The sequence below is a fragment of the Maritalea myrionectae genome (genome assembly GCF_003433515.1).
Lineage (GTDB): Bacteria > Pseudomonadota > Alphaproteobacteria > Rhizobiales > Devosiaceae > Maritalea > Maritalea myrionectae.
Genome location: NZ_CP021330.1, coordinates 853,024 through 879,410, shown reverse-complemented (window position 1 = coordinate 879,410; position 26,387 = coordinate 853,024). Strand labels below are relative to the sequence as shown.

General features: G+C 53.5%; 28 protein-coding genes. 12 read left to right on the top strand and 16 right to left on the bottom strand.

Features of this window, described 5'->3' with window-relative positions; genetic code table 11:
• Nucleotides 1-12: 12 nt before the first annotated feature.
• Nucleotides 13-405, top strand: coding sequence for a YybH family protein (locus MXMO3_RS04425; protein WP_162889129.1), 393 nt, complete (start codon nucleotides 13-15; stop codon nucleotides 403-405).
• A 41-nt stretch (nucleotides 406-446) separates the two neighbouring features.
• Here MXMO3_RS04425 and MXMO3_RS04420 read toward each other — a convergent pair whose 3' ends face one another.
• Together MXMO3_RS04420 and MXMO3_RS04415 are read right to left on the bottom strand one after the other, a co-directional pair.
• Nucleotides 447-842 carry a hypothetical protein gene (locus MXMO3_RS04420; RefSeq protein WP_117395069.1) on the bottom strand — a complete coding sequence of 132 codons (396 nt, stop codon included), beginning with the start codon at nucleotides 840-842 and terminating at the stop codon, nucleotides 447-449.
• Nucleotides 843-854: 12 nt separating this feature from the next.
• Complete coding sequence (locus MXMO3_RS04415) at nucleotides 855-1,193, bottom strand: VOC family protein (RefSeq protein ID WP_117395068.1); 339 nt, start codon at nucleotides 1,191-1,193, stop codon at nucleotides 855-857.
• A 91-nt stretch (nucleotides 1,194-1,284) separates the two neighbouring features.
• Here MXMO3_RS04415 and MXMO3_RS04410 point away from each other — a divergent pair, with 91 nt between their 5' ends.
• Nucleotides 1,285-1,731: a winged helix-turn-helix transcriptional regulator gene (locus tag MXMO3_RS04410; protein ID WP_027834901.1), complete on the top strand. Its 447-nt coding sequence runs from the start codon at nucleotides 1,285-1,287 to the stop codon at nucleotides 1,729-1,731.
• Here the strand turns inward: MXMO3_RS04410 and MXMO3_RS04405 are convergent.
• The 4 genes from MXMO3_RS04405 to MXMO3_RS04390 form a co-directional block, all read right to left on the bottom strand.
• Complete coding sequence (locus tag MXMO3_RS04405; protein WP_205468077.1) at nucleotides 1,728-2,411, bottom strand: formylglycine-generating enzyme family protein; 684 nt, start codon at nucleotides 2,409-2,411, stop codon at nucleotides 1,728-1,730. The two genes, MXMO3_RS04410 and MXMO3_RS04405, sit on opposite strands and share 4 nt — an antisense overlap.
• Nucleotides 2,412-2,431: 20 nt before the next feature.
• Complete coding sequence (locus tag MXMO3_RS04400; RefSeq protein ID WP_117395067.1) at nucleotides 2,432-3,826, bottom strand: L-serine ammonia-lyase; 1,395 nt, start codon at nucleotides 3,824-3,826, stop codon at nucleotides 2,432-2,434.
• Between the two features lie 145 nt (nucleotides 3,827-3,971).
• The gene (locus tag MXMO3_RS04395; RefSeq protein ID WP_117395066.1) at nucleotides 3,972-5,009 is read right to left on the bottom strand and encodes a permease; all 1,038 of its coding nucleotides are present in this window, start codon (nucleotides 5,007-5,009) and stop codon (nucleotides 3,972-3,974) included.
• Entirely contained in the window at nucleotides 5,002-5,346 is a 345-nt protein-coding gene (locus MXMO3_RS04390) for an ArsR/SmtB family transcription factor (protein ID WP_117395065.1), read from the bottom strand. Before MXMO3_RS04390 ends, MXMO3_RS04395 begins: the two co-directional genes overlap by 8 nt.
• Nucleotides 5,347-5,568: 222 nt before the next feature.
• Here MXMO3_RS04390 and MXMO3_RS04385 point away from each other — a divergent pair, with 222 nt between their 5' ends.
• Entirely contained in the window at nucleotides 5,569-7,284 is a 1,716-nt protein-coding gene (locus tag MXMO3_RS04385; protein ID WP_117395064.1) for an ABC transporter ATP-binding protein, read from the top strand.
• A gap of 9 nt (nucleotides 7,285-7,293) precedes the next feature.
• Here the strand turns inward: MXMO3_RS04385 and MXMO3_RS04380 are convergent, their stop codons facing one another.
• Together MXMO3_RS04380 and MXMO3_RS04375 are read right to left on the bottom strand one after the other, a co-directional pair.
• The gene (locus MXMO3_RS04380; protein WP_117395063.1) at nucleotides 7,294-8,217 is read right to left on the bottom strand and encodes a cation diffusion facilitator family transporter; all 924 of its coding nucleotides are present in this window, start codon (nucleotides 8,215-8,217) and stop codon (nucleotides 7,294-7,296) included.
• Nucleotides 8,218-8,231: 14 nt separating this feature from the next.
• Nucleotides 8,232-10,385 (bottom strand): heavy metal translocating P-type ATPase, encoded by a 2,154-nt coding sequence (locus MXMO3_RS04375; RefSeq protein ID WP_205468076.1) that lies wholly within the window; start codon nucleotides 10,383-10,385, stop codon nucleotides 8,232-8,234.
• A 231-nt stretch (nucleotides 10,386-10,616) separates the two neighbouring features.
• Here MXMO3_RS04375 and MXMO3_RS04370 point away from each other — a divergent pair, with 231 nt between their 5' ends.
• The 4 genes from MXMO3_RS04370 to MXMO3_RS04355 are packed head-to-tail and all read left to right on the top strand — an operon-like array spanning nucleotide 10,617 to nucleotide 14,155.
• Nucleotides 10,617-11,507: a siderophore ABC transporter substrate-binding protein gene (locus MXMO3_RS04370; protein WP_117395062.1), complete on the top strand. Its 891-nt coding sequence runs from the start codon at nucleotides 10,617-10,619 to the stop codon at nucleotides 11,505-11,507.
• Nucleotides 11,508-11,536: 29 nt separating this feature from the next.
• Nucleotides 11,537-12,472, top strand: coding sequence for an ABC transporter permease (locus MXMO3_RS04365; RefSeq protein ID WP_245985803.1), 936 nt, complete (start codon nucleotides 11,537-11,539; stop codon nucleotides 12,470-12,472).
• Entirely contained in the window at nucleotides 12,462-13,406 is a 945-nt protein-coding gene (locus MXMO3_RS04360; RefSeq protein WP_205468075.1) for an iron chelate uptake ABC transporter family permease subunit, read from the top strand. The genes MXMO3_RS04365 and MXMO3_RS04360 overlap by 11 nt, the downstream gene beginning before the upstream one ends.
• On the top strand, nucleotides 13,403-14,155 hold the full coding sequence (locus MXMO3_RS04355; RefSeq protein WP_117395060.1) for an iron ABC transporter ATP-binding protein: 753 nt from the start codon (nucleotides 13,403-13,405) through the stop codon (nucleotides 14,153-14,155). Before MXMO3_RS04360 ends, MXMO3_RS04355 begins: the two co-directional genes overlap by 4 nt.
• Nucleotides 14,156-14,212: 57 nt before the next feature.
• Here MXMO3_RS04355 and MXMO3_RS04350 read toward each other — a convergent pair whose 3' ends face one another.
• Entirely contained in the window at nucleotides 14,213-15,787 is a 1,575-nt protein-coding gene (locus MXMO3_RS04350) for a putative bifunctional diguanylate cyclase/phosphodiesterase (RefSeq protein WP_117395059.1), read from the bottom strand.
• A 98-nt stretch (nucleotides 15,788-15,885) separates the two neighbouring features.
• Nucleotides 15,886-16,299 carry an alternative ribosome rescue aminoacyl-tRNA hydrolase ArfB gene (gene arfB, locus MXMO3_RS04345; RefSeq protein ID WP_245985802.1) on the bottom strand — a complete coding sequence of 138 codons (414 nt, stop codon included), beginning with the start codon at nucleotides 16,297-16,299 and terminating at the stop codon, nucleotides 15,886-15,888.
• Nucleotides 16,300-16,374: 75 nt separating this feature from the next.
• Here arfB and MXMO3_RS04340 point away from each other — a divergent pair, with 75 nt between their 5' ends.
• Complete coding sequence (locus MXMO3_RS04340) at nucleotides 16,375-17,088, top strand: SDR family oxidoreductase (RefSeq protein ID WP_117395058.1); 714 nt, start codon at nucleotides 16,375-16,377, stop codon at nucleotides 17,086-17,088.
• A 6-nt stretch (nucleotides 17,089-17,094) separates the two neighbouring features.
• Here MXMO3_RS04340 and MXMO3_RS04335 read toward each other — a convergent pair whose 3' ends face one another.
• Together MXMO3_RS04335 and MXMO3_RS04330 are read right to left on the bottom strand one after the other, a co-directional pair.
• Complete coding sequence (locus tag MXMO3_RS04335; protein WP_117395057.1) at nucleotides 17,095-17,502, bottom strand: VOC family protein; 408 nt, start codon at nucleotides 17,500-17,502, stop codon at nucleotides 17,095-17,097.
• A 9-nt stretch (nucleotides 17,503-17,511) separates the two neighbouring features.
• On the bottom strand, nucleotides 17,512-17,880 hold the full coding sequence (locus tag MXMO3_RS04330; RefSeq protein ID WP_027834918.1) for a VOC family protein: 369 nt from the start codon (nucleotides 17,878-17,880) through the stop codon (nucleotides 17,512-17,514).
• Nucleotides 17,881-17,919: 39 nt separating this feature from the next.
• Here MXMO3_RS04330 and MXMO3_RS04325 point away from each other — a divergent pair, with 39 nt between their 5' ends.
• Nucleotides 17,920-18,462: a winged helix-turn-helix transcriptional regulator gene (locus MXMO3_RS04325; RefSeq protein WP_117395056.1), complete on the top strand. Its 543-nt coding sequence runs from the start codon at nucleotides 17,920-17,922 to the stop codon at nucleotides 18,460-18,462.
• Here the strand turns inward: MXMO3_RS04325 and MXMO3_RS04320 are convergent.
• Nucleotides 18,459-19,493, bottom strand: coding sequence for a glutathione S-transferase C-terminal domain-containing protein (locus MXMO3_RS04320; protein WP_117395055.1), 1,035 nt, complete (start codon nucleotides 19,491-19,493; stop codon nucleotides 18,459-18,461). The genes MXMO3_RS04325 and MXMO3_RS04320 overlap by 4 nt on opposite strands.
• 82 nt (nucleotides 19,494-19,575) lie before the next feature.
• Entirely contained in the window at nucleotides 19,576-20,562 is a 987-nt protein-coding gene (locus MXMO3_RS04315; protein ID WP_117395054.1) for a phosphoribosylaminoimidazolesuccinocarboxamide synthase, read from the bottom strand.
• Between the two features lie 247 nt (nucleotides 20,563-20,809).
• Here MXMO3_RS04315 and MXMO3_RS04310 point away from each other — a divergent pair, with 247 nt between their 5' ends.
• Both MXMO3_RS04310 and MXMO3_RS04305 read left to right on the top strand, forming a co-directional pair.
• Nucleotides 20,810-21,499: a DUF4386 domain-containing protein gene (locus MXMO3_RS04310; RefSeq protein WP_117395053.1), complete on the top strand. Its 690-nt coding sequence runs from the start codon at nucleotides 20,810-20,812 to the stop codon at nucleotides 21,497-21,499.
• 329 nt (nucleotides 21,500-21,828) lie between these two features.
• Nucleotides 21,829-23,406 carry a hypothetical protein gene (locus MXMO3_RS04305; protein ID WP_117395052.1) on the top strand — a complete coding sequence of 526 codons (1,578 nt, stop codon included), beginning with the start codon at nucleotides 21,829-21,831 and terminating at the stop codon, nucleotides 23,404-23,406.
• An 81-nt stretch (nucleotides 23,407-23,487) separates the two neighbouring features.
• Here MXMO3_RS04305 and fliJ read toward each other — a convergent pair whose 3' ends face one another.
• Both fliJ and fliI read right to left on the bottom strand, forming a co-directional pair.
• Nucleotides 23,488-23,901, bottom strand: coding sequence for a flagellar export protein FliJ (gene fliJ, locus MXMO3_RS04300; RefSeq protein ID WP_027834924.1), 414 nt, complete (start codon nucleotides 23,899-23,901; stop codon nucleotides 23,488-23,490).
• Between the two features lie 31 nt (nucleotides 23,902-23,932).
• Nucleotides 23,933-25,261 (bottom strand): flagellar protein export ATPase FliI, encoded by a 1,329-nt coding sequence (fliI, locus tag MXMO3_RS04295; protein WP_117395051.1) that lies wholly within the window; start codon nucleotides 25,259-25,261, stop codon nucleotides 23,933-23,935.
• Between the two features lie 387 nt (nucleotides 25,262-25,648).
• Between fliI and ctrA the strand changes: the two genes are divergently transcribed.
• Nucleotides 25,649-26,350: a response regulator transcription factor CtrA gene (ctrA, locus tag MXMO3_RS04290; protein ID WP_027834926.1), complete on the top strand. Its 702-nt coding sequence runs from the start codon at nucleotides 25,649-25,651 to the stop codon at nucleotides 26,348-26,350.
• The last annotated feature ends 37 nt before the right edge of the window (nucleotides 26,351-26,387 follow it).

The following is a 26,387-nucleotide window of genomic DNA, read 5'->3' as shown; positions in this document are numbered from 1 at the left end:
GGAGAACCAACCATGACAAACGCACAAAAAGCAGCCCTCACCGCCGTTGAACAAATGACCAGCGCCTTTCAAAATGGCGACATTGACGGGGTGATGCAATCCTACGAGCCCAACGCCGCCGTGGTGTTTGAACCAGGCAAGCCGATCAATGATGCCGCCCAATTGCGGGCCATGTTTGCCGCGATGGCGGAATTCAAGCCGCAATTCACCTATAGCGGCCACGACGTGCATGTGGCGGGCGACATTGCCCTGCACATCGCCCCTTGGAATATGATCGGCACAGGCCCCGACGGGGAGAAAATCAAGGAAACCGGATTGAGCGTATCTGTTTTGCGCAAGCAAGCAGATGGCACATGGAAATTGGTGATTGATGACCCCAATGGCAGCCATCTGATGGCCGACTAATAAAAAGGCCCCGGCATCACTATGTCGGGGCTTCTCTTTGCTCAGGACAGGCTTTGATGCACCAGGCCCAAAATCAGGCCATATAGACTGAACTGCACGAGGCTGGCGCTGGCTTCCACCCATGTCCACGAGGTGATAGAGGGCACGGCATATTTAGACGGCTCGACAAGGGCAATATAAAGCCCGAGAAAAGCGCCAAAGGTGAGAGACACAAGCAACCCATCCAAAAGGCTTGGGTGGGCGCTATAAAGGCTTAGCGCCAAGGACATAATGACGCCCTGCACCACCATCACACTGATGCCAAGCGGCAAAATGGGATCAGCCCGCATAAAGGCGATTTTTCCATAATGCGCCTTGTTGATCGCAAAATGGGACAGGCCCTGCACGCCAAAGGTGACCACCACAAACGCCAGAACAGAGATTAAGTGTTTCAACATCTCGATCGCCTCCTAAGCCCGCTGCCAAAGGGCGAGAACCGCCCCACCCGGATCGCGGATAAAACTGGCCGTACCAGCAGGGCCTTGCAGATTCTCCGCCAGAATGTCCGCGCCATATTCACCTGCGCGACGCACGGCATCGGACAGCACTGGCACCTCCACATAAGGCACCCAGCCCTGAACTTCTGCCATCTCATCCGTGGTGCCAGCAAAGGGCGATTGCTCGCCCTGGCTCAACATACTGACCGGCCCCATATCCTTGGCCACCCACCCAAATAAATTTGCCAAAAAGGCTGTTGTTTCGGCCCTTTTGGGCCCGACATTATCAAACCATACAAATGGCACAGACATCATTTCCTCCAATTCACTTGCAAAATGCAAGTTAAATCTATGGAGTTCACTTTTAATTTGCAAGAGATTTTTTTCAGCCTATATTTGGGGAATGAAAAACCACAACAAAACAGACTGGGCAGGTTGCCCGGTGCGCTATGCTGCGGGCATCTTCGGTGACAAATGGTGCTTTATTCTGCTGCGGGATATTTTGCTGCACGGCAAACGCTATTATGGCGAGTTCCTGACGTCTGAAGAAAAAATCTCCACCAACATTCTGGCCAACCGCCTCGCCCATCTGGAACAAACGGGCATGTTGACCCGGCATGTGGACGCCCAGAAAAAAAGCAAGGTCTTTTACCTGCCCACGGCAAAGGCCCGCGCCCTCCTGCCCGCTTTTTTAAACATTATGGTCTGGTCGACCGAACATGACGCCCAGACCGAGGCGCCGGACTCTTTTGCAAAGGCTATGCAGCAGGATCCCATCAAGACAGTTGAATATTATCAACGCCAGATTGATGCGGCCGATGCAAGATGTCACAGCACGAGCAACAGCTAACGCCGCGTCCGCGCCAAGCGAAACCCGAGATCATCAATGGCATAAGTGGGATGGCTGCGCCGACGGTTTGTCGCCAGGCATCCGCGCTCCGGATCGTTCCAGCCGCCGCCACGAAAAATGCGATAGCTGCCATAGACTTCGGCGTCGTACACGTCGAAACACCATTCCCAGACATTGCCCAGCATATCGTATAAGCCATAGGCGTTAGGCGCCTTCCGCCCCACCTCATGGGTCGTGCCACCTGAATTCTCCTTGAACCACGCGATCTCATCAATCTCGCCATAGAGCGGCGATGACTGCCCGCCTAATGCGGCAAACTGCCATTCTGCATCATGGGGCAAGCGAAACCCGTCGGCCGAAAGATCCTCGGTTACATGATCCTTGCTTTCGCCCATCTGATAAACAGGGCGCACATCGAAATGGGCAGATATCTGATTGCAGAACTGCACCGCGTCATACCAGGACACGTGCTCCACCGGGTGACTTTCACCTGTGAAGCGCGCCGGGTTATGACCGGTGACCTGATGGTAAAGCGCTTGTGTGACGGGATATTTGGATAAACAGAACGGTTTCAACTCAACTTGCCATTTGGCCTGAATGCGATCATCGCGTAAATCGGCGCGACCGCCTTCAAGCTCAACAAAGTCGGCTAAAACATCGTCCAAATCCAAATGGTCCACAGTGCGCTTTTCCCTTCATTTTAACACGCCGTATAGTTTACGGAGAGGCCGCCAAGGGACGTTTCCTTATAGCGGTTGTCCATATCTTTGCCTGTCTCGTACATGGTTTTGATGCACGCATCGAGCGAGATCACATGCACGCCGTCGCCATTGAGTGCCAGCGACGCGGCGGCAACTGCCTTAATGGCGCCGAGGCCATTACGCTCGATACAGGGCACCTGCACCAACCCGTTGACTGGATCGCAGGTCATGCCCAAATGATGTTCCAAGGCAATCTCAGAGGCATTTTCGATCTGCTCATTGGTACCGCCCAAAACGGCGCAAAGCGCCGCTGCCGCCATGGCGGAGGCAGAACCCACTTCACCCTGACAGCCAACTTCTGCGCCCGAAATGGAGGCGTTGTGCTTGATCAAGCCGCCGATGGCCGCGCCCGCCAATAGCATCTCGAAGACTTTCTTTTGCGTCGCACCGGGCACATGATCCACATAATATTTGATCACTGCTGGAAATACGCCCGCCGCCCCATTGGTCGGCGAGGTGACAACCTGCCCCCCCGCGGCGTTTTCTTCATTCACCGCCATGGCGTAAAGCGAAATCCAATCATTGATGGCGTGTGGCATTTGCAAATTGGTGCCGCGCTCATCCAGCAATTTGCGTTTCACCCCTGCTGCGCGCCGCCGCACCTTCAATCCACCGGGCAAAATACCATCTGAACCAAGACCACGATCAATGCAATTGTCCATCACTTCCCAGAGCTTTTTCAACCCGATCTCAAGATCCGTCTCGCTCATATGCGACAGTTCATTCGCACGCTTCATTTCAACAATGCTTTTGCCGCTCTTCTTGCCCATCTCCAGCATCTGATCGGCATTTTTAAATGGATACGGTACGGACACGACATCAGTGACGGGCAATTGCTCAGAGGATTCATATTCATCCTTGGTCATGACAAAGCCACCACCAATCGACAAATAGGTCTGACTATAGCGCACCTCGCCCGCCTCATCTCGCAGGCTCAACACCATCGTGTTCGGATGGGCCAAATCCTGGCTGTCATAGTCAAAGACAATGGCGTTGTCGCCCTCAAGGCCGATCTTAAAACCGGATACAGGTTCAATCATCTTGCCGATGCGCAACAATTCCAGCTTGTCTTCCGCCTCGTCACGATCGAACGTTTCTGGCGAAAACCCCAATAGCCCAAACAGCACAGCCTGATCCGTCGCGTGGCCCTTACCTGTAAACGCGAGTGAACCTTGCAACTGGCATTCAATGTGGCAATGATCACCGCGATCAAAGCGGCCTTTGTTTTTGATAAGATGTTCCAAGAACTGATTGGCGGCAACCATGGGTCCCATCGTGTGCGATGAAGACGGGCCAATCGAGACTTTAAAAACGTCGAAGACGCTTACAAACATTTCAACTCTTCCCTAGCATATCGCAATACTCAAAATTGCTATGCAATCTTGGATGCATTTGTTTTGCTATAGGAGTAACGTTGAAAAGGAGGCAGTGCAAAGAAAATTACACCGCCTCCAAATATACTTTCGTTGAGGGACGAACTTAACCGCCCACAAGCATCTGATAGATAGTGCCGAACAAGATCGCACCGCCAATGCCAAGGCCCAGATAAAGAGCGAAAATCTGCTTTTTCACCAGCGAAAAGACCGCGGTCATGGCCGGAATAGAGCTCACAGACCCAGCGATCATAAAGCTCATCGCCGCGCCAACGCTCATGCCTTGATCCAGCAAGCCATTCACCAGCGGCACCGCGGCATAGGAGTTGAGGTAAGCAGGGGCGCCCACAAGGGCGGCCAAACCGATGGGCAAGATGCCCTCGCCACCAACAAATTGCGCCACCAAAGAGGCCGGCACATAAGTGACCAGCAAGGCTTCAAGCACATAGGCGAACGCCAACCATTTGCCCAAAAATTTGAGGTTATTCAGGCTTTCGGTTTTGAACACATCCACGCGTGGCGTCTCTTGCCAGAACGTCCATTTGGGTGTGCTGGAAAACTTCGATGCGCCGCAAGTTGATTTGCGATAGCTCGGCTTGAGCGGATCAGCCAACGCGCCGCGCTTGCCGATAAATTTGAGGCCAAAGCCCCCGAGCAACCCAAGCGAAATCGCAAACACGGCTTTGGAAATCGCAAACTCCCAACCCAGAACAGACCCAGTGATGACGAAGGTGGGCGGGTCAATCAAAGGGGACGACAGCCAAAAGGCCATAACTGCCGAAATTGGGGCACCCACGGTCAACAAGCCAGCGATAAAGGGGATCACCTGGCAAGAGCAAAAGGGTGCCAACCCGCCCACCAAAGCGGCCATAAAAATCATTTGTACTTCACGCCCCTCAAAGGCCTTGCCAATAACGCCTTCAGCGCCTGTGGCTTTGAGGTAACCAATCAGCAGAACCGCCACCATCAAAAACGGCAAGGTGGACAAAAAGGCTTCAATGGCGAACCGCACGATGGGGCCGAAGTTGGCCCAATCGAGCACGGCCACCAGCGCCAGAATGATCGCGATCATTATCGGCACTTGCGTGAAAAACTTAAAGATGTTGCCGGGGGTGACCGGCTGACGTGCTGAAATATCAGACATTGCTTTTTTCCTTTGAAGCAGCAGCCAAACTTGGTTCGGTAAGGCACGCATCGGCGCAGCATTGATCAACAATGAAGCTACCCACATGGCTCAAAAAGTCGAAATTGGCGCGATTGACGATGGTACGGCCCTGCTTTTCCTGATCAATCAGACCTGCCGCCGCCATAAATTTAAGATGATGATTTAACGTAGAGGCGGGAATGCCCGTGCGCGATTGAATATCACCCACCAACAGCCCGGCATCGCCTGCACGCACCAAACAGAGCAACACTTGCAACCGGGGTTCCGACCCCATCGCCGAAAAGGCTTGCGCCGCGCGTTCAATTTCAACAGTCATGGTCTTTGTCCATTTCAATTAATATTTCTATATTTCTAGATATATCGAAATATTAGAGATGTCAAACCCAAATTGTGGTGCATTTAGATCACGCTGGGACAAGAAGTGGCGATCAGGCCCGTCTGACACGCGCAAATCATTTGCCCAAATCCTGAGCTTCTGAAATTCTGTGCGGCTCTCCTGAGCACAATCCTGTTCGATATCAGCCTTTGGCCTTGCACAATGTTACGTCGTTTTTTTAGCTATTATGCGCCCTATAAGGGTTTGTTTTTCCTCGATTTTGGCTGCGCAGTGCTTGCGGGCCTGTTGGAGCTGGGCTTCCCCGTGGCTGTCCAAGCGTTTGTAGATCAGCTCTTGCCCAGCCAAAACTGGACGCTGATTTTCGGCGCCGCGGCGCTGCTCCTGCTCATCTATTCCGTCAATACCGGGCTGATGGGCGTGGTGAACTATTGGGGGCACGCTTTGGGCATTTCCATCGAGACGGACATGCGGCGGCAAGCGTTCGACCATATCCAAAAGCTCAGCTTCAGCTATTTCGACAATCATAAAACCGGCAATCTGATCACCAACGTCACCAAAGATTTGGAGGAGGTGGGCGAGATTGCCCACCACGGCCCGGAAGATTTGTTTATCGCCATCATGACCTTTGTCGGCGCCTTTGCGCTGATGTTTATGGTGCATTGGAAACTGGCGCTGATCTCCGTGTTTGTGGTGCCGATCATGACGTGGACCATTGGCCATTATGGCACCCGCATGACGCAAAATATGCGCACCCTGTTTCGGCAAGTGGGCGACTTTAACACCCGCATCGCAGAAAGCGTCGGCGGCGTGCGTGTGGTGAAAGCCTTTGCCAATGAGGACCATGAGCAAAAGCTGTTTGAGCACAATAACGAAAATTATCGCAGCACCAAACTGAGCGCCTATCGCTATATGACAGCGAGCATCGCCCTCACCTATTTCAACACGCGCTTTATCATCGTGCTGACCATGCTGGCGGGCACCTATTTCGTGACCATTGGCGAATTGAGCTATGGCGGTTTTGTCAGCTTCTTGCTGCTGGTGAACCTGTTCTTCCGCCCGATTGATAAGATCACATCAGTGCTGGAAAGTTACCCAAAAGGCATTGCCGGGTTCCGCCGCTTTACCGAACTGATCGACACGCGCCCCGACATCGCCGACCGCCCCGATGCCAAAGAGCTGGGCCACGTAAAAGGTGACATCGCCTACCAAAATATTCGCTTCGGCTATGGCGACGACAAGATTTTCAATGATCTGTCTTTCAACATCAAGGCTGGTGAAACCATCGCCTTTGTTGGCCCGTCCGGCGCAGGCAAAACCACTCTCTGCTCGCTGCTGCCGCGCTTTTATGAACTGGACGGTGGCGCCATAACCATTGACGGCATCGACATTCGCGACGTGACGCAAAAATCGCTCCGCGCCCAAATCGGCATCGTGGCGCAGGACGTATTTTTGTTCGGCGGCACCATTCGCGAAAACATCGCCTATGGCAAACTGGACGCCAGCGACGACGAGATCATGGTAGCGCTGAACCGCGCTGCCCTCGACACCTATGTGCTGTCTTTGCCTGAAGGCTTAGACACCGTTGTGGGCGAACGCGGCGTGAAATTATCTGGCGGGCAAAAACAACGCCTGGCCATTGCGCGGATCTTTTTGAAAAACCCACCCATTTTGGTGCTGGACGAAGCCACATCCGCCTTGGACACGGCCACAGAAGTTGCCATCCAAAATGCACTGAATGAGCTATCGAAAGGCCGCACCACGCTGGTGGTTGCCCACCGCTTGGCCACCATCCGCAATGCGGACCGGATCATGGTGGTCAGCAATAACCAGATCGTTGAGCAAGGCAGCCACGAAGAGCTATTGGCGAAACGGGGTGCCTATGCGGAGTTGCACTTCGCGCAATTTGGAACGGGATAGCGGGGCAATTTACGCCCCCGCGTCCTGATGCCCGATCAATTGCGGATCGGTGCAGGGTTCGTTGTGGGCTTCGATTTCCAGCGTGACATGAACGATATCGAATTGATCGTGAAGTTGTTTTTTGAGGGCATCGCGCACCCAACCGGCGGCCTCCACATCATTGATATCCAGCACCAAATGCGCGCTTAACGCGCTTTGATGTTCCTGCATCCGCCAGAAATGCACATGATGCACGTCACGGACCCCGTCCGCGTTGCGCATCAGTTCAATCACGGCATCAAGATCAACCTCCTCCGGTGCGCCCAGCATCAAAATGCGGATCACGCCGCCAATTTCGGCAAAGCTCTGCCACAAAATATAGCCCGCAATCAAAAGCGTCACCGCCGGGTCAATCAACCGCCAGTCATATAAAAGGATCAGTGTGCCTGCAAAGATCACCGCGACCGAGCCAAGCGCGTCGGCCACATTGTGCAGGAAGGCGGCGCGAATATTGACGCTGGTTTTTGACAGGGCAAAAGTGAGCAAGGCGGTGATGACATCCACCACCAGCGCGATGCCGGCAATGATCACAATCAACCAGCCATCCACCGGCTGCGGATCAAAAAACCGCATCACCGCTTCATAGGCGAGATAAAGGCCAATCACGATCAATGTGGTGTAATTGATCAGCGCCGCCACCACTTCCGCCCGGCCATAACCAAACGTCATGCTTTTATCGGCTGGGCGGCGGGCGATCTTGCGCGCCAAAAAGGCGATGATCAGCGAAATCGCATCGGAAAAATTATGCAGCGCATCGGCGATGAGCGCCAAACTGCCCGCAAAAATGCCCCCAACAATCTGGGCCACGGTCAACCCCATATTGACCAGAATGGCCCACAAAACCTTTGCGTCCCCATCATTCGGGTCCACGTGATGATGGTGGTGATGCCCCATAATCTTACTCCAGATTACTTGGTGCGCTCGGGCCGATAGCCGAGCAACCGCAACGCATTGAGGGTGACCAAAACCGTGGCCCCAGTATCAGCCAAAATGGCGATCCAAAGCCCCGTAAAGCCGAAAATAGTGGTCACCAAGAACACCGCTTTAAGCCCCAGCGCAATGGTCACATTTTGCTTGATATTGGCCATGGTGGCGCGGGCAAGGCGAATTTTCCCCGGCACATCGATCACCCTGTCCCGCAGGATCGCGCCATCTGCTGTTTCCAACGCCACATCTGTGCCGGACCCCATGGCAACACCCACATGTGCTTGCTTGAGCGCGGGCGCATCATTGATGCCATCGCCCACCATCATCACCAGATCATTTTGGGTGAGGCGCTTGATCTCCTCAAGTTTGTCTTGCGGCAGCATTTCTGCGCGATAGTCCATGCCGAGATCACCCGCAATGGCGGCAGCCGTGCGCGGGTTATCGCCTGTGAGCATCACCGAAGTAATGCCCAATTGCTTGAGATGATCGATGGCCGTTTGGGCATCGGCGCGGGGTTCATCCCGCAGGCCAATCAGCCCCAGTGCTTTGCCGTCGCGGTAAACCGCAACCACAGTTTTTCCCGCTGCTTCAATTTCCGCGGCCATTTCCAATTGCTCGGCGGAGAGCACCCCTTCATCAGCAGCAAATTTGGGGCTGGTGACAAAGGCAAATGCGCCCTCCACTTGCGCCTTCACGCCCTTGCCTGCCAAAGCCTGTTCCTGACTGGACCGTGCAATGACCAGGCCTTGCGCTTTGGCGTGGTTCACAATTGCTTCCGCCAACGGATGGCTTGAGCTTTGTTCCACCGCCGCAGCAAGGCGCAACAATTCGTCCTCGCTGGCGCCCAAACTGACAATGTCGGTGACCTCCGGGCGGCCATGAGTCAGCGTGCCGGTTTTATCAAACGCCACCCGCGTGACTTTCGCAGCGGCCTCAATCACCGCGCCGCCCTTCATCAACAAGCCGCGCTTTGCCCCTGTGGCCAATGCCGAGGCAATGGACGCTGGAACCGAAATCACGAGGGCACAAGGGCAGCCGATCAACAACAGCGCCAGACCACGATAAATCCATGTGCCCCAATCTTGCGCGAAGGCCAATGGCGGCACCAGCACCACAAGCACCGCAACGCCAATAATGGCGGGCATATAATAGCGTGAAAATCGATCAATAAACCGCTCTGTCGGCGCACGGGCGCTTTCTGCCTCCTGCACCAATTGAATAATGCGGGCGATGGTATTTTCTTCCGGGTCTTTGGTGACCTTCACCCGTAAAGTCGACTCAGTGTTGATGGCCCCGGCAAACACATCATCGCCCGGCCCTTTGGCGCGCGGCACGCTTTCCCCGGTGACCGGGCTTTCATCAATGCCGCTATGACCCTCTACGATCTGGCCATCCGCAGGCAATCGATCACCCGGGCGCACAATCACCACCTGGCCGATCCGCAGATTGGCGGCAGGCACTTGCTGCGGTCCGTTATCGGTTTCCAACAATGCCGTTTTGGGCACCAAATTCGCCAAGGCTTTGATGCCTTCGCGGGCCCGATTGGCAGCCACACCCTCCAACAACTCGCCAACAGCAAATAAGAAGACCACCAAAGCCGCCTCTTCCGCCGCATTGATAAACAAGGCGCCTGTGGCGGCGATACTCATCAACATCTCAATGGTGAAAAACTGACCACTTTGCGCCATGGTCAGCGCCCGCCGCGCAATCGGGAACAGTCCGACCACGCAGGCAACAATAAACGCCCAATGACCAATTTCCGACCCGGTCGTCAAACTGACGATCCATGCTGCAGCAAGCAACAAGCCGGTGCCAACCACCAGCTTGCCTTTGGGCGACTGATACCATTTCGGTTGCGGCGCAGAGGAACGAGCGCCTGCATCTAAATCATTATGACCGTCGTCGACATCGGCCGCTTGCACACCAAAACCAAGTTTTTGGATTGTTTTCTCAATATCACCGCGCGGCGTTTGCGCTTCATCCAATGTCAGGCGCAACCGTTCATTCATCAGCGCGACATCAACCTCTTCAACGCCGGGCAAACGATCTAAAGCCGTTTTGATTTTATTGGCGCAAGACCCGCAATCCATGCCGGTTACAGTCCATTCGCACACTTCATTTTTGACGCGGTCCATATAGCTTTTCCATCTCGTTCGCCGATGAGTCGCTGATAAAGATAGGACCTCAAGTGACTAGAGATTCAAGCCCTAATTTCAAAATTATTTCCACAGTCGGAAACTTCGCCTGCACAAAATTCATATAACAGGATTTAAAAACTCATATTAAATATGGACTCCTGTTTTAATATGAGTTATCCGCTCCACTTAAAGGTCGCACCACCCACTTATCCGTTCTGGAGAAAACAAATGCTACGCTCTTTTCTTGTTGCCGCCTCCCTTTTGGCAACGCCTGCATTCGCCGAAACTGTGACCGTTGAAACGTATAAAGGCGACGTCGAAATCCCCGCCAACCCCGCAAAGATCGCTGTCTATGATGTGTCGGCCCTCGACACGCTGAACGCCCTTGGCGTGAAAGCCGATGGCGTGTTGTCCCCACACTATGTGTCCTATTTGGACGGCGCGGTTGAAGGCGCGGAGCTCGTCGGGTCTTTCTTTGAGCCAGACTTTGAAGCGCTGGCAGCGCTTGATGTGGATCTGGTGATTGCCGGTGGCCGCTCCTCCACCCACGTGGACGCCTTTGCAAACATCGCCCCCACCATCGATATGACCATATGGGAAGATACGGTGGGCCAAGGGCTTGACCGTTTGGCCGCTTATGGCGAGATTTTCGACAAGCAGGACAAAGCCGCTGAACTGGCTGAAGCCTTCAACGCCAAACTGGACGAGACCAAATCTCTACTCGACGGCAAGGGCAAAGCCTTGATCCTGATGACCAATGGCCCAAAAGTGTCCGCCTATGGCGCGAGTGGTCGTTTTGGCTGGTTGCACACCAATCTCGATCTGGAAGAAGCCGCCAAGGATGTGGAACAATCCACTCATGGTGAGGCGGCCAGCTTTGAATTTATCAAAGACACCAACCCGGACATTTTGATCGTGATCGACCGTTTGGCCGCGATTGGGCAGGATGGCGAGAGCGCCAAAGCCACATTGGACAACCCGCTGGTGCATGAAACCAATGCCTGGAAAAACGGCCAGGTGGTCTATCTTTCTTCCGCGCCGCTTTACATTGCGGGTGGCGGCATCCAGTCCATGAACATCATTCTGGACGATATCCAAGCCACCTTTAAAGGCGAGTAAGCCAAATGAAACGGGGGGCGACCATACTCATGGCCCTTTTGGTGCTATTGGGCGTCGCCACCCTTTCGCTGTTTGTCGGGGTGATCGACCTTGACCCGCAGCGGCTGCTGAACCCGGCGGAACTGGAGCTGCTGATGATCAGCCGCCTGCCCCGCACTTTGGCCGTGTTGATCACCGGCAGCGCCTTGGCGGTGTGCGGCACCATCATGCAACTTCTGGTGCGCAACCGCTTTGTGGAACCCATGACCGCGGGAACAGGCCAGGGCGCGATGCTGGGCATTCTGATCGCCATTCTTTATTTTCCCACCACACCGCTGATCGCACAAATCTCCATCGCCGCCGCCACGGCGCTGGTTTCAAGCATCGGCCTGATGCTGATTGTAACCCGACTGCCCGCCAGCAAACCACTTTACATTGCGCTGGTCGGGTTGATCTATGGCGGTATTATCGGCGCGGGCGTCACCTTTGTCGCCTATCAGGCGGACCTGCTGCAATATATTGAAATCTGGACCACAGGCGAGTTTTCCGGCGTGTTGCAGGGGCGCTATGAAACCTTATGGGTCGCCGCCATCGTCGCCCTGCTCGCTTATCTGATCGCCGATCAATTTGCCATTGTCGGCATGGGCCGCACCACGGCCATCAGCCTCGGGCTGAACTATAATCAAGTGGTGGTGCTGGGGCTGATCACCATTTCTATCGTCACGGCATTGACCGTGGTAACCGTCGGCATGATCCCCTTTGTCGGGCTGGTGATCCCCAATATTGTCTCGCGTCTTTATGGCGACAATGCCCGGCGCACCCTGCCCATCACCGCTTTTTTCGGCGCCAGCCTGGTACTGGTCTGCGATATTATCGGGCGGTTGGTGCGATACCCGTTTGAAATCCCGGTGGGCACCATCATGGGCGTGGTCGGGGCGCTGATCTTTTTGTGGATTCTCTATGGGCGGGGACGCCATGCCCGTTAAACGCCTTTCGCTTTTGGCCCTGTTGCTTGCCCTCGCCATGATCGCCTATATGACCATCGGCTCGCGCGGCAATTGGGACTTTGTGCTCGCGTTCCGCGGGGCCAAACTGTTGGCGATTATCGCCGTGGGTGTGGCCGTTTCCACCTCCACCCTGCTGTTTCAAACCATCGCGCAAAACCGCATCCTCACCCCCTCCATCATGGGCTTTGACGCGCTTTATGTGCTGATCATCACCATGATGGTGTTCTTTGTCGGCGGTCAGGGCATGCTGTCGCTCGGTCCCTATGGCCTGTTCGCCATGAACACATTACTGTTATTGCTCGCTTCATTCCTGCTGTTCGGCACGCTGATTTTTGAACATGGGCGCGACCTGACGCGGATGATTTTGACCGGGGTGATTTTGGGCACCCTGTTCCGCTCGCTCACCAGCTTTGCCACCCGCATGATCGACCCGAATGAATATGCCCATATCCAGATCGCCTCCTATGCCAGCTTCAACAGCTTCGATATGGAGCTGCTCTATATCGGCGTCGCGATTATCATCGCCTGCCTGGCCTTTGTCTGGACCATCCGCCACCGGCTGGATGTGATTTCCCTCGGCTATGATGTGGCGATCAATCTGGGGGAAAATGTGCGGGCCGTGCAATTGCTGGCGCTGGCGGTGATCGCCATTCTGGTGTCCGTCTCCACTGCCCTTGTTGGGCCGGTTGCATTTTTAGGGTTGCTTGTGGTCTCCATCGCCCATCTGGTTACGCCAAGCCCTTACCATTCCACGCTGTTGCTCAGCTCTGCCCTGATCTCCTGCCTTATTCTGGTGGGCGGGCAAACCCTTATGGAACGGGTGCTGCAGATGAGCACCCCGCTCGCCGTCGTCATTGATTTTGTTGGCGGCCTCGTCTTTTTGCTGCTTTTATTGCAAAGGTTGAAAAAATGATTTCAGTGCAGAACCTCACCCATCAACTGGGCCAGCAAACCATTCTGAATGAGTTGAGCTTGACGATTCCCAAGGGGAAAGTGACGGCGCTGGTGGGCGCCAATGGCGCAGGTAAATCGACCCTCTTGTCGCTGATCGCCCGGCTTATGAAGCTGCAAAAAGGCCAGATCCTGATCGACAATATGAGCGTGGGCGAAACGCCCAATGATGCGCTGGCCAAAAAACTGTCCATTCTGCCGCAATCCATTCATATGGAACCGCGCCTGACCGTGCGCGAACTGGTGAGCTTTGGCCGCTATCCCCATGCCAAAGGCCGGATGCAGGCGGCGGATTGGGACAAGGTGGCGGAAGCGCTGAAAGTGCTCGATCTGACAGACCTCGCCGACCGCCAATTGGACACGCTTTCCGGTGGCCAGCGCCAACGCGCCTATGTGGCCATGACCTATGCGCAGGACACCGATTATATGCTGCTGGATGAGCCGCTGAACAATATGGATATCGCCGCCTCCCGCTCCCTGATGCGGGTGCTGCGCGATTTGTGCGAACATCATGGCCGCACCATCGTGATCGTGTTGCACGACATCAATTATGCCAGCGCCTATGCCGACAATGTGGTGGCCCTTGCTGAGGGAAAGATCGACCAGCAGGGCACGCCGCTAGATGTGGTCACCAGCGCCTTCTTGCAACGCATCTATGGCACCGCCGCCAAGGTGCATATTCTCGACAATCGGCCCTTTGTGCAGGTCTAAGAGATTCAGCAGTTTGAACATGTTCGGCTGTTGCGCTGCAATCCACCATTTTGAAGGTCAGGTGAGCGTCGCGATCGCCTTTTTGGAACCGACTTGCTCAATCGTTTTCAGCAATTCATGGGTCGCTTCTGCACCAATGGGACGCCCCAGAAAAAAGCCCTGACCACATTCGCAGCCAAGTTCTCGAAGAGTCGCCAACTGGTCCTCATCTTCAATCCCTTCAGCGGTGGCATACATGCCAAGCCCTTCGCTGAGCGCCAAAATCGTACGTACAATTCCGATTTGTTTTTCATCGCGGGTGAAATTACTGATCAAGCTGCGGTCAATTTTGATGCTGTCAAATTGCAATTTGGAGAGTTGCGACAGGTTCGAATACCCGGTACCAAAATCATCCAAAGCCACCTGAATGCCTGCCTCACGCAGCTTGCCCAAGGCGAGCGAAGCTGCATCAAAATCATGAACGAGCGCACTCTCGGTGATCTCCACCACCAAACGGCTCGGCGGAAACCCCGTTTCTGCAAGTATGTCGATCAACCGTTGGCTGATCAATTGATCCGAAAGCTGCAAAGGTGACAGATTGAACGACAGGATCATATGCTGCGGCCAATCCAATGCATCTTGGCACGCTTGCCGAAAGATTGAGTCAGAAAGCTCGGTAATAACGCCGATTTCCTCAGCCACCTTAATAAACATGTCTGGCGGAATATTGCCTTGCACCGGATGCGTCCAACGGGCCAAAACCTCAAAGCCCCGAATTTCTTCTTTCGTCAGGTCCACAAGCGGCTGATAATGCGGCTTGATCTGGTTGTCGGCTATCGCTTGAATTAAATCTTGCTCAAGCTGCGTGCGCTGATGATGCAACTCAACCATCGAGGGTTCAAACTCAACAATATCGTTGCCGCCACTCCGCTTGGCATAATACATCGCCAAATCCGAGCAATGTATGACCTCTTGAAGTGATGCTGCGTCCGCGGGAAATTCGCTGATGCCGATACTGACGCCAATCCGACTAACAGCTTCATCAATAACATAGGGCTCCAGCAAAGCGGTTTGCAGATCGCGCGCAACTTCCTTTGTGTCTGGCGAATTTTTCAGGTCGGTAATGGCAAGAAACTCATCCCCGCCCAGCCGAAACACCAGCTTTACTGCGGACTGCGACTGTATCCGGCGCGCCACTTCCTGCAGTAGCGCGTCGCCGGCCGCGTGCCCCATCAAGTCATTTGCCTTTTTGAAGCCATCCAGATCCAGCGCAATCACGCCAAACTCAATGTCCTGACGTTCCGCCACGTCAGCGCCAATGCGCTTTACGAACTCCGCCAGATAGTGACGGTTGGGCAGTTTCGTCAAATGATCGTGCTTTGAAAGCCAGTCAAGATCGCTTTCCACCGAAAGTCGTTTCTGGATCTCCTTTTGCTTTTCGATCTGTCGACGAAAAGCATAGATATAACCGGCACTGCCCAGAAGCACGACAGCCAGAAATATTTCATCCAACTGCCAATCTTCATGCGACTCCATAAATTCCGTCAGCAATTCAAATGCTTCAATTTGAGCGCCGACATAAAAAAGAAGTGCTGCCGCACCAAATAGTAAAACGGGCTCAAATATTTTATGCCGCATGAATTTAGTGAGCATGATCGGTCCTGCTACGATTATTGTCTTATAATCATAGGGATCATTTCTTAATTTTCTTTAGATGATCGGCACCAAACCTTTGACCGTTACAAAGCAGACTACTCTTCCACCTTACCGCGCAGTTTTTTGACCTCACCGCGGGCCTTTTTGGTCTCGATCCGTCGCCGCACAGAAGCACGTGTGGGCCGTGTGGGCACGCGACGTTTTGGTTTTTCAGTCGCTTTCTGGATCAAGGCGGCCAAACGTTCACGAGCAATCTCGCGATTGCGGGCCTGCGATCGTGTCTCCTGCACGAAGATCACCACCGCGCCCTCCTGCGTCCAGCGCCGCCCGGCCAGCCGCTTCAACCGCCGCTTAACTGGATCAGGCAAATTTGGCGACCGCTCTGCCTCAAACCGCAATTCCACCGCCGTGCTGACCTTGTTCACATTCTGCCCGCCCGGCCCACTGGCCCGGGTGAACTGCTCAGACAGCTCCCACTCTTCAATTGTGATCTGGTCGTTGATACGCACAAGGCTCACCTTTGTCGATTTCCCATCACGCAAGAACAAACATATACTGTAAGCAAAAGCAAAGGGAGGTGGACCATGACGGCAAACAAACCGGCAAAAGGCGCGTTGGTGGTGGGCGCCACTGGTGGCATGGGTCAGGCGATTGCCTTGGCCCTGGCCGAACGGCATTATCAGTTGGTGCTGGTGGGGCGCGATGGGAAGGCGCTGGCGGATCTAGCGGACCGCTGCGCAGCCGTTGGCGGCACCGCTTTCACCGCCGCGATAGACATTAGCGACACCAGCTCACTGCCTGACAAAATCGAAGCTGAGATCGCCAAACTCGACCAGCTTGAACTGATGGTGCATTGCGCCGGCACTTATGCCGGGGGAACGGCAGACGAAGCTGATCTGGCCGCGTGGGACCACGCGCTCGACACCAATTTTCGGGCCTTTGTGCATATATCCCGCACCGCGTTGCCCGCGATCAACAAGTCGGGCCATGGGGCCGTGATCTGCATTGGCTCACTCGGTTATGCCGGGCCCGCCATACAGGTGGCCAGCAAGCAGGCGCTGGCGGGATATTGCGAGCGCCTGTTTGAAGATGTGCGCGAATATGGCACCAAAGTGTGTCTGATCCGCCCCGGCTTTGTGAACACAAAATTCGTGAACAGCGCGCGGCTGGACCGGACGAAAATGGTGCAACCTGACGATATTGCCCGCACCATGTTCTATGTGCTGGATATGCCGCAAACCAGCTGCCCGTCAGAGATCAAGCTGCGGCCGCAATTCACGCCCTATAAAAAGAGCTAAGGTGGATCAAGGCAAATCGTAAAGACCCAACTGGTTGCCGAACGGATCGGTGAATTCGCTATAAATCACAATGCCGGGCACTTCGATGGCCTCGCCCACATCAATGCCCCGTTCGGCATATTTGGCTTGGGCCGCATCCATATCTTCAACGAGAAACCGCAGCACAGTGCCCGTTTCCGGCATTTTTTCGGCTTCATAAAGCTGCAGCCACATATTGGGCGTGGCCCGCAACTCGACAATGCCGGGGGCGGGTTCCATCACCTCGGAGTCCGGGCCGAGAAAATCACCATACCACGCCTTCGCTTCAGCCAGCGAGGTGACCGGCACGGCCACTGTGGCCTCGCCAAAACCTTGTGCCCACCCCGGAGTTGAAAGCACCAATCCAAACATGATCGACAATGCAATTTTGCGCATAAGTTTCCCCTAGCTCAGATCTTCGGCCAGCATCAGCGCATTGCCATCAGGATCGTAAAAGGTGGCCGTTTTGACCATGCCTTCGACCACATCGGTTTCGCCATCAAATTTGACGCCAGCGTCTTCCAGCTTCGCCCGTGCCGCATCCAGATCAGCAATGCCAAAAACCGGCACGCAATTGCCCGGCACCGGTTCCATATGCTCGCCCATGCCAATCGTTACGCCCTTGGTGTTGGTCTGCAGCTCTGACCAGCCCGCTTCGTCGGCATGATACATGGTTTCAAAGCCAAGCATGTTTTGGTACCAATCGGCGCTGGCATGACGATCTTTGACCGAAAGCGCGATCGTGATGGTATCGTTTAACGAAATAAGAGACATGAGCTTTTCCTTTGTCTAAAAATATGGTAACTATAAATAATGGACATTAAGCATCTTGTCAACATCACTTCGCGGGCTTGGTCAGTGCCGATTTTGGCGGCGCTACATGCGGGCGTGGCAGGTCGGCAAGCGCCGCTCATCACCGCGACAGGCGCCGGGCGCACCGCGTTTGCGCAAAGCATGACGCATTTGATCGAGATGGGACTGTTGGAGCGCAACCCCGGCCATGGCCACCCGCTGCGCCCCGAGTTTAGGCTGACCACCCCCGGCAAGATCGGCGCAGAAATCTCTCACCAGATATGGACATTGGCAGGCGAGGAAAATCGCGACTTATTGCGCAAATCATGGACCCTGCCTGTTCTGGCCATTGTCCACACCCCGCATCATTTTAATGATATTCAGCGCGCGCTGGCGCCGATAACGGACCGCGCCCTCTCCCAAGCCTTAAAGGCTCTGGAAGAACGCAATTGGGTCCACCGGGAGGTCGACCCTGAGGCCCGCCCGCCCCGGCCAATTTACAGCGCCGCCAGCACAGGTGCCGAGATCAGCGCCATCATGGCGCCGCATCTCGCACAGAATTAGAACCGCGCCAACTCCGGATGGTGATAGGCGTCGGGATAAGCCATCGGCGTAAACGGACCAAGCGGCACCACATTGTTCCACGAGCGACCAAAATAACCCTGCCGACAATGGGTCAGTGACCCACTTTCCGCCACCCCATCCAGCGCATAGGCCCGACACAGCCATTGCCACACATATGGATAGTCGAGAATCTTCGCGCCGTTCAATTTCATACGCACATAATAGACCGGGTCATGACGGTATAGCGTGGGGAACAGCCGCAAATCCGCTTCGGTGAACTTGTCGCCCGTGAGGAAGGGCCGTCCATCCGACAGCAGTTCGTTGAGGTCGGTCAACGTCTCAAAATAGGCTTCATACGCTTTTTGATAAACCACCTGATCGGACGAAAACCCAGCTTTGTAGGCCCCATTATTGATGTTGGTGTAAACCAACGCATTCAGCTCATCGATCTGCTCGCGCAGCGCCTCATCTTCCGGATAAAGCGATGGGCGCTGATCCCCCGCCAATCCGCTGCCCAGCGCCTCGGCGTGCCGATCCAACATGCGGATAATCTCCGCGCTCTCATTGTTCACAATGCGCTTGGTCTTTTTATCATAAAGAATGGGCACCGATTGCTCGCTCGCCCCTTCAGCGCGGTAAATATCTTTGGCGACACGGAAATTTTCGCCGGTCGCGGTCTCGCGCGTGCATTCAGGCAAAGTTTCGCCCGTAAGGCTGGCCACACGGTCCGGGCTGAATTCCCAAAGCCCAGCGCCAGCCGGGTCATCCTCCCCCGTGCGGTTGGGAAAGGCCACATCCATGGAGATGCTGTTCTGCAACCCCAGCACATTACGCGCCAAAATCACCCGATGGCACCAGGGACAATTGAGCGCCACAAACAAATGATAGCGCCCCGGCTCTGCCGGAAAATCCGCATCGCCGATCTGGTCGCGAAACCCGCTGACCCCGCGCACAAACTCACCGCTTTTGCGCCGCGCCACCGCGTCCGTCTGGTCTTCTTCGGTGGAGATGTTGGCTTTGTCGTTGGTCATGATCCGCCCTTTTGCGTTTTTACTTCAACGCACCAGAGCAGCATCGGGTTCATTCATCAAGACGCAATAAGGTCAGGCGCCGTCAAAAATATGCCGGCAAAGCCTTCGCCAAGGATTGATGAATGCGATCACGCACCGATATTGAGATGTCCGGCCGTTCAAAGGCCTGCCCAGTCAGCTTTTCATATAGCGCGATATACTTCTCGCTAAACTCCAGCAAAGTCTCCTGCGGGATTTCCGGAATCGGGTCCTTATAAGGATCGCATTGGCCTGCCACCCATAGGCGCAGAAATTCTTTGTCGAGACTGTCCGGCTCTTCCCCCGCGTCAAAGCGCTGCTGATAGCTATCGGCCAACCAGAAGCGGCTGGAATCGGGCGTGTGGATTTCATCGGCCACAACGATGACGCCATCTTCATCCACGCCAAACTCATATTTGGTATCGACCAAAATAAGGCCCTTTTCCGCCGCTAGGGCTTGCCCACGCTTAAACAGGGCCAGGCTTTTCGCTGCAATCTCATGCCACTGCGCCGGGGTCAGCAATTGCGTGTCCAAAATCTCAGCTTCCGTGATCGGCGCATCATGGCCGCCATCGGCTGGCTTGGTGGTGGGGGTGATGATCGGGGCCGCAAGCTTTTGGTTTTTGCGCATGCCATCAGGGAATTTATGGCCATAAATCACCCGTTCGCCACGCTGATACATGGGCCAAATGCTGGTGTTGGTGGACCCGGTGAGATAGGAGCGCACCACAATTTCAATCGGCAGCATTTCAAGATCTTTGGCCAGCACCACATTCGGATCAGGATATGAAATCACATGGTTGGGACAGATGTCCTTGGTTTCTTCAAACCAATAACGTGCAATTTGGGTCAGCACTTGCCCCTTAAACGGCACTGCGGCCAAGACCTGATCAAACGCCGATTGACGATCTGTGGTGATGAGCAGGCGCTGGCCATCGGGCAACTTATAAGTGTCACGCACCTTGTTGCGGGTGTAGTTGGGCAGCTCGGAAAATTCTGCATCTGTCAGGCACTTGTCCTCAAGCGACGATCCTGCATTAAGTTGTGCCATTAAACGACTCCCCGATTGGCTGAAAAGCGAGAAGCTATCACAAAAGAAAAGTGAGCAGCAATCCTGTTCAAAGGTTTGAGAAAAAAGCTCCCGCGCCACGTGCCAATTGCCCACCCCTTGCAAATATATCGATTTAGTGTTGTACTCATGTATAACACCAACAAACTTCAATGCGGTGCATATGTGCTGCCATGTGCGGCGTTAGGCGGGACATCAAAAGTCTCTCACACCAAGGCAAGGACAAAATATGTCAGAACTCAAAACAACCGCCCGTTTGGCGGGCCTTTCCTATCTCGGACTGGCCATCACCGGCATGCTCGGCTTTTTGCTGCTCCGCCCGATGATTTTTGACCCGGCGGATGCGGCGGCCACCGCCGCCAATCTGGTGGATAAAGAGGCACTGGCACGTCTGACCATCGCGTTGGAGCTGGGCGTTGTGTTGACCCAGGCGCTGGCCGCGATCTGGTTTTTCAAACTGTTCCGGCTGGTCAATCCGGTGGCAGCCGGGTCCATTGCCGCCTTCGGGCTGGTCAATGCCATCATCATTCTGGTGAGCAGCGCGGCCATGGTCACCGCCCTTAAAGTGGCGCTCACCCCCAGCCTTGCCCCAGGCGGCGATGTGGCCGCCACCGTGCAATTGCTGTTCGGCGTCAGCGCCGCCGCCTGGCAGGTGGGCATGCTGTTTTTCGGCCTCTGGCTGATCCCCATGGGCTATGTGACGCTCACCTCAAACTGGATGCCCAAAGGGCTGGGCTATGTGCTGATGGTGGGCGGCTTCGGCTATATGCTGAGCTGCTTTGCCACAGTGCTGTTGCCCGCCAATTTTGGCTGGGTGGCCGAACTGCTGCCCCTGCCCGCCACCGTCGGCGAATTCTGGATGATCTTTTATCTGCTGATCATCGGCGTGCGACCTAAAGCAGAAGCCGACACCGCCTAACGGCCCGACATGATTATGGCGCAGCCCAAGGCTGCGTCATTGTCAATTGTTCGTCGTCCGATTGCACCTGAAACTTCGTCACGCCTATCTGGTTGCTAAACCCGCTGACCCCGCGCCCAAACTCACCGCTTTTGCGCGGCGCTGAGACGTTGGTTTGGTCCTTTCGGTGGAGGTGTTATTGTTGGTGCCTACACTTGTATACCTTTTCACTTCCATTTTAACCTATCAGCACATTTGAGGTATAAGGGTTCAAACATTTACCCTCACCACTTTTTCAGTGTAAATTTAAGAGGGCAACCAATAATGATTGAGTAGTAAGATAATGTGTTATGAATAATTCGAGGCAACAGGGCACTCACGGAGAATCCCTTTTTAGCGCTTTGTGCACCGCGCCGAACAGCAAACACAATGCAACGCTCAACCCCTCCACCAACGATCAACACGGATGGGACTTTTTTGTAGAAATTGAGCCTTCAGTCGGTTCCGATTTACCCGCAGATCTACAAGAACCAAACATCCAATGCCTTGCTCAGATCAAAACCACGCGCGCCAATGTTCCCAAGATAAAACTAAGGCTCTCAAATGCAATAAAAGCCATTCAATCATCGTTTCCTACCTTCGTTTTTTTATTTCAATTCTCAAATCATAGTGATCAACCTCGGCTCTATGGGAGACATATCTGGAAAACTGAAATCGAAAAATGGCTAAAAAGGGCTCGTGAATTAGAGAGAATTGAAAAACTTCCACATCAAGTAGAGGCTACATTGACATTTGCCGATAATGACTTGGTAGATGAAAATCCTGCTGACTGGATAATGTCTCGGGTCAAAGAAGTCGGAGAAGATTACCCTGCCCAAAAAAAAGATGTCGCAAGTCGCATTGGCTATGACAGCTTTACCAAACAAGGCACGATTGAAATTGGTCCACTAGAGACGTTTGATGCGATCGCAGATCACGAGTTAGGACTACGAGATAGCTTGCCGATACAATCAGGGAATTTATATGATGTTCGTTTCGGGATCAGATCCAGAAAACCTATTCGCGAATGGGGTCCCGGAAAGATCCGCATTTCTTTCGATGGCAAGCCGGTAAAGCTTAGATTCTACACAGCCAGTCAACAGCATGTGGAATTGGATGCACTTTGTTGGCACCAGCGATCTATTGATTTGGATGATCCAAATTTTAGGATGCGCATAAAGACCGCTCACTTTGATTTTTTGGTTAAACCCAATGGTGAAAGCCAAAACTTCGATTTGAGTTTCAATCTAGATTCCATCGGCACTGTTTTCGAACACCACCAGCACTTAACCTTGGTCAATGCCTTGCCTCACGGTGAAACAGATTTTGAAATAGCCATCGAAACTGGCGTGTTGCTAAAGGGAAGATTTAGATTTGACGCGCAACCAAATGCATCACTGATAGACTTCGAGAGTGCTGTGAACTGGCTTTGCAACATACTTACTGAAGCAGTCTCTCGAAAGCTGGAAGTTTCTGCTGATGAGCTTGTATCGATCTGCGGGCAAGCCAACTTTACTAGACAGATTCTCTCCGGAAAAAACATAAAGATCAGCAACAAATTTAAAAATGAAACTGGAATATTCCATAAGATTGCTGGATATACTTACTTTCCGGCAGGTATTTTTTACATTGGATTGGTTTTCGAGATCGAGTTGTTTAAATCTGAAGTGGTAGATGGTGAAACAAATTTCTATTTAAACAATCCTAAGATTATAAGAAAGAGTGCATTCAAAGAAGACAAGCATCAGTGCAAATCTAGAACACACGCATATTTCCAAGACCATCTCGCGAACATTGACTATGCTGTTGGTATATTTCAACAGGGCGATATAATTGAACTTCAGAAAGCAATCATGAAAGATGGACTGCTTAAATTCGAAATCAAATGATCCCCCAACGCCAAAAAGGCCGCACAGCTTATGCCATGCAACCTTTCCCAATCTGGGTAAGTCAATTGGTCTTTTAGGTCCCTAGCGGCGGTGTTGCCGCATCAGGGCGATTTCGTCCATTTCGGCTTGATCGCGTTTGGTTTCTGCTGCCGCTTCGCGCGCATGTTCGCGCTGGTCGAGCAGTTCCACCTTCTTCAAATCTTCCACCGCTTCAGCCAATTCGTCCTGCGCGGCTTCAAGTTTTTCGCGCATTTCGTCTGCCGAGGCCATCAAATTGTCACGACGGGTTTTGGCCGCCTTGGCAAATGTGGAATAGGCAAAATGATCTGTGTCGGTGATGCCGGTTTTTTGATGCTCAACCTCAATCTGCTGGTCCAATTCTGACGCCATGCGTTCAAAATCTGCCACCATCATTTCAATCTGCATCACAGTGCGACGCTTTTCGTCGACCTGAAATTTCTTCAACCGAATGAGACTCTCATTCCGTGACTTCATGACTTGTACTCCTTACCCAACCAAGCCTTCATCATTCATTACCCCCTACGCGGGCAACAATTTCTTCAAGCGTTTGATACCCTTCCAAAAGGCCCACCCGCTCGTCCTGACGCTGCGATAAAAACGCATCGAGCGCCGGCGCAATGGAAATGGCATCATCCACTTTCGGATCTGACCCAGAGCGATATGCCCCCAACCGGATCAATTCCTCCATATCGGCATAAACCGACATATATTCCCTTGCCTTGGTCAATACCGGCTGAAATTCAGTCGGCACACACCCAGGCATGGTGCGTGAAATAGACCTCAAAACGTTCACCGCCGGGTATCTTCCCCGCTCGGCAATCGCCCGTTCCATCACAATGTGACCATCAAGAATCCCGCGTACGGCATCCGCAATGGGCTCATTATGATCATCACCTTCTACCAAAACGGTAAAAAGTCCGGTAACAGAACCAGAATTTTTTAACCCTGGCCCCGCGCGCTCCAATAATTTTGGCAATTCAGTGAACACTGTGGGCGGGTAACCCTTGGCTGTCGGGGGTTCTCCGGTCGCCAAGCCAATCTCACGTTGGGCCATAGCAAAGCGCGTTAAACTGTCCATCATGCACAAAACACGCTTGCCTTGGTCGCGAAAATACTCAGAAAGCGTTAAAGTCATATAGGCCGCCTGCCGCCGCATCAGCGCAGGCTCGTCCGATGTGGCCACCACAATAATGGCGCGCTTTAAGCCTTCCGGCCCCAAATTATCTTCGATAAATTCCTGAACCTCGCGGCCCCGCTCACCGATCAGGCCAATAATCGCCACATCCACATCCGTGTTGCGCGCCAACATCGACATCAAAACCGATTTACCCACGCCCGACCCGGCAAAAATACCCATCCGCTGCCCATCGCAACAGGTGGTGAAGGTGTTGAGCACCTTGACGCCCAAATCTATGGGATTGCCAACACGCGCCCGATCATGCGCCGCGGGCGGCGAAGCCCGCAAACTATATGACGTGGCGCCGCGCATAATGGGCTCACCGCCATCAATCGCCTCGCCCTTGGCATTGACCACACGGCCCAACCAGCTTTCGTCTGGCTGCACCGAACCGCCATGGGAATAAAAGATCGCCTTGCACCCCAGCCGCACCCCTTCGAGCGGGCCAAACGGCAAACAAAGGGCATGATCATCCTGAAACCCGACAATCTCGCACATCACCCGATCGCCACCACGGGCTTCAATCGCCACGCGGCCACCCACGCGCAATTCGCGCACCGGGCCAATAATCTCCACCAAGAGCCCCTGCACGGTTTTCACCCGTCCATAGACCTCCTCGGCGTCCATCGCCTCAATGTCAGCGATCAATGATTTCACGCGACCTCAATCCTTTTGATTCGGTTAATGCTAACGATTCCTTAACCCGGATTCACTATTTTAGGGCGAAATACGCAAAAAAAATTATGTTTTTGCCCAAAGCCATTTTCCCCCCATTCATTGCCACTTCACTGAGTCGATTGAGTCAGTTACAAGACTTTCTTAAACTAAATTATTAAGTTGATAACCATTAATTTATTCATATTTGTCAATCGCTTAACCTAAATATGTGATAAGTGTAAATGCATATTGCAGAAGTGAATTAAACTTTGTTAACTATTTCATATTAGGGTTGAATCAATATCCAGTAGGATTTGTTAACGATCAGGGGCACCGCGAGTGTCGTTGATAAAGGTTCCAAGACGGAACAGGAATAAGGGGAACGACATGCGGGTACTCCTAGTTGAGGACGATAGCGCCACGGCGCAGAGTATTGAGCTGATGCTCAAATCAGAGAGTTTCAATGTGTACACCACGGACCTTGGTGAAGAGGGCGTGGATCTGGGCAAGCTTTATGATTATGACATCATTCTGCTTGATTTGAACTTGCCTGACATGAGCGGCTATGAAGTGTTGCGCACATTGCGCGTTGCCAAAGTGCAAACACCGATCCTGATCCTGTCTGGTCTTGCCGGCATTGAAGATAAGGTTCGCGGCCTCGGTTTCGGCGCTGACGACTATATGACCAAGCCCTTCCACAAGGATGAGCTGGTTGCACGCATTCATGCAGTTGTCCGTCGCTCAAAAGGCCACGCACAATCTGTTATTCGCACTGGCGATCTGACCGTGAATTTGGACACCAAAACCGTAGAAGTTGGCGGCCAGCGTGTTCACCTCACCGGTAAAGAATATCAAATGCTCGAATTGCTGTCCTTGCGTAAGGGCACAACCCTCACCAAAGAAATGTTCTTGAACCACCTTTATGGTGGCATGGACGAACCAGAGCTTAAAATTATTGACGTGTTCATCTGTAAGCTGCGCAAAAAGCTTTCAGTGGCCACCGGCGGCAAGAACTATATCGAAACCGTTTGGGGCCGCGGCTATGTATTGCGCGAACCAGACGAAAACGAGCTATCAGAAAGCGCCTGATCTTAGCATTTGCTTTCAACCTTGCTTCTTAACCCCG

What these genes read in the sequence shown, in the direction of transcription:
- MXMO3_RS04410 (WP_027834901.1), top strand. Translation starts at nt 1,285, where the DNA reads ATGAAAAACCACAACAAAACAGACTGGGCAGGTTGCCCGGTGCGCTAT.
- MXMO3_RS04320 (WP_117395055.1), bottom strand. Translation starts at nt 19,493, where the DNA reads ATGACCAACGACAAAGCCAACATCTCCACCGAAGAAGACCAGACGGAC.
- MXMO3_RS04340 (WP_117395058.1), top strand. Translation starts at nt 16,375, where the DNA reads ATGACGGCAAACAAACCGGCAAAAGGCGCGTTGGTGGTGGGCGCCACT.
- MXMO3_RS04310 (WP_117395053.1), top strand. Translation starts at nt 20,810, where the DNA reads ATGTCAGAACTCAAAACAACCGCCCGTTTGGCGGGCCTTTCCTATCTC.
- MXMO3_RS04350 (WP_117395059.1), bottom strand. Translation starts at nt 15,787, where the DNA reads ATGCTCACTAAATTCATGCGGCATAAAATATTTGAGCCCGTTTTACTA.
- MXMO3_RS04335 (WP_117395057.1), bottom strand. Translation starts at nt 17,502, where the DNA reads ATGCGCAAAATTGCATTGTCGATCATGTTTGGATTGGTGCTTTCAACT.
- MXMO3_RS04360 (WP_205468075.1), top strand. Translation starts at nt 12,462, where the DNA reads ATGCCCGTTAAACGCCTTTCGCTTTTGGCCCTGTTGCTTGCCCTCGCC.
- MXMO3_RS04375 (WP_205468076.1), bottom strand. Translation starts at nt 10,385, where the DNA reads ATGGACCGCGTCAAAAATGAAGTGTGCGAATGGACTGTAACCGGCATG.
- MXMO3_RS04330 (WP_027834918.1), bottom strand. Translation starts at nt 17,880, where the DNA reads ATGTCTCTTATTTCGTTAAACGATACCATCACGATCGCGCTTTCGGTC.
- MXMO3_RS04355 (WP_117395060.1), top strand. Translation starts at nt 13,403, where the DNA reads ATGATTTCAGTGCAGAACCTCACCCATCAACTGGGCCAGCAAACCATT.
- MXMO3_RS04420 (WP_117395069.1), bottom strand. Translation starts at nt 842, where the DNA reads ATGTTGAAACACTTAATCTCTGTTCTGGCGTTTGTGGTGGTCACCTTT.
- fliJ (WP_027834924.1), bottom strand. Translation starts at nt 23,901, where the DNA reads ATGAAGTCACGGAATGAGAGTCTCATTCGGTTGAAGAAATTTCAGGTC.
- MXMO3_RS04425 (WP_162889129.1), top strand. Translation starts at nt 13, where the DNA reads ATGACAAACGCACAAAAAGCAGCCCTCACCGCCGTTGAACAAATGACC.
- ctrA (WP_027834926.1), top strand. Translation starts at nt 25,649, where the DNA reads ATGCGGGTACTCCTAGTTGAGGACGATAGCGCCACGGCGCAGAGTATT.
- MXMO3_RS04395 (WP_117395066.1), bottom strand. Translation starts at nt 5,009, where the DNA reads ATGTCTGATATTTCAGCACGTCAGCCGGTCACCCCCGGCAACATCTTT.
- MXMO3_RS04390 (WP_117395065.1), bottom strand. Translation starts at nt 5,346, where the DNA reads ATGACTGTTGAAATTGAACGCGCGGCGCAAGCCTTTTCGGCGATGGGG.
- MXMO3_RS04315 (WP_117395054.1), bottom strand. Translation starts at nt 20,562, where the DNA reads ATGGCACAACTTAATGCAGGATCGTCGCTTGAGGACAAGTGCCTGACA.
- MXMO3_RS04415 (WP_117395068.1), bottom strand. Translation starts at nt 1,193, where the DNA reads ATGTCTGTGCCATTTGTATGGTTTGATAATGTCGGGCCCAAAAGGGCC.
- MXMO3_RS04385 (WP_117395064.1), top strand. Translation starts at nt 5,569, where the DNA reads ATGTTACGTCGTTTTTTTAGCTATTATGCGCCCTATAAGGGTTTGTTT.
- MXMO3_RS04365 (WP_245985803.1), top strand. Translation starts at nt 11,537, where the DNA reads ATGGCCCTTTTGGTGCTATTGGGCGTCGCCACCCTTTCGCTGTTTGTC.
- MXMO3_RS04370 (WP_117395062.1), top strand. Translation starts at nt 10,617, where the DNA reads ATGCTACGCTCTTTTCTTGTTGCCGCCTCCCTTTTGGCAACGCCTGCA.
- MXMO3_RS04325 (WP_117395056.1), top strand. Translation starts at nt 17,920, where the DNA reads ATGGACATTAAGCATCTTGTCAACATCACTTCGCGGGCTTGGTCAGTG.
- MXMO3_RS04400 (WP_117395067.1), bottom strand. Translation starts at nt 3,826, where the DNA reads ATGTTTGTAAGCGTCTTCGACGTTTTTAAAGTCTCGATTGGCCCGTCT.
- MXMO3_RS04305 (WP_117395052.1), top strand. Translation starts at nt 21,829, where the DNA reads ATGAATAATTCGAGGCAACAGGGCACTCACGGAGAATCCCTTTTTAGC.
- MXMO3_RS04380 (WP_117395063.1), bottom strand. Translation starts at nt 8,217, where the DNA reads ATGGGGCATCACCACCATCATCACGTGGACCCGAATGATGGGGACGCA.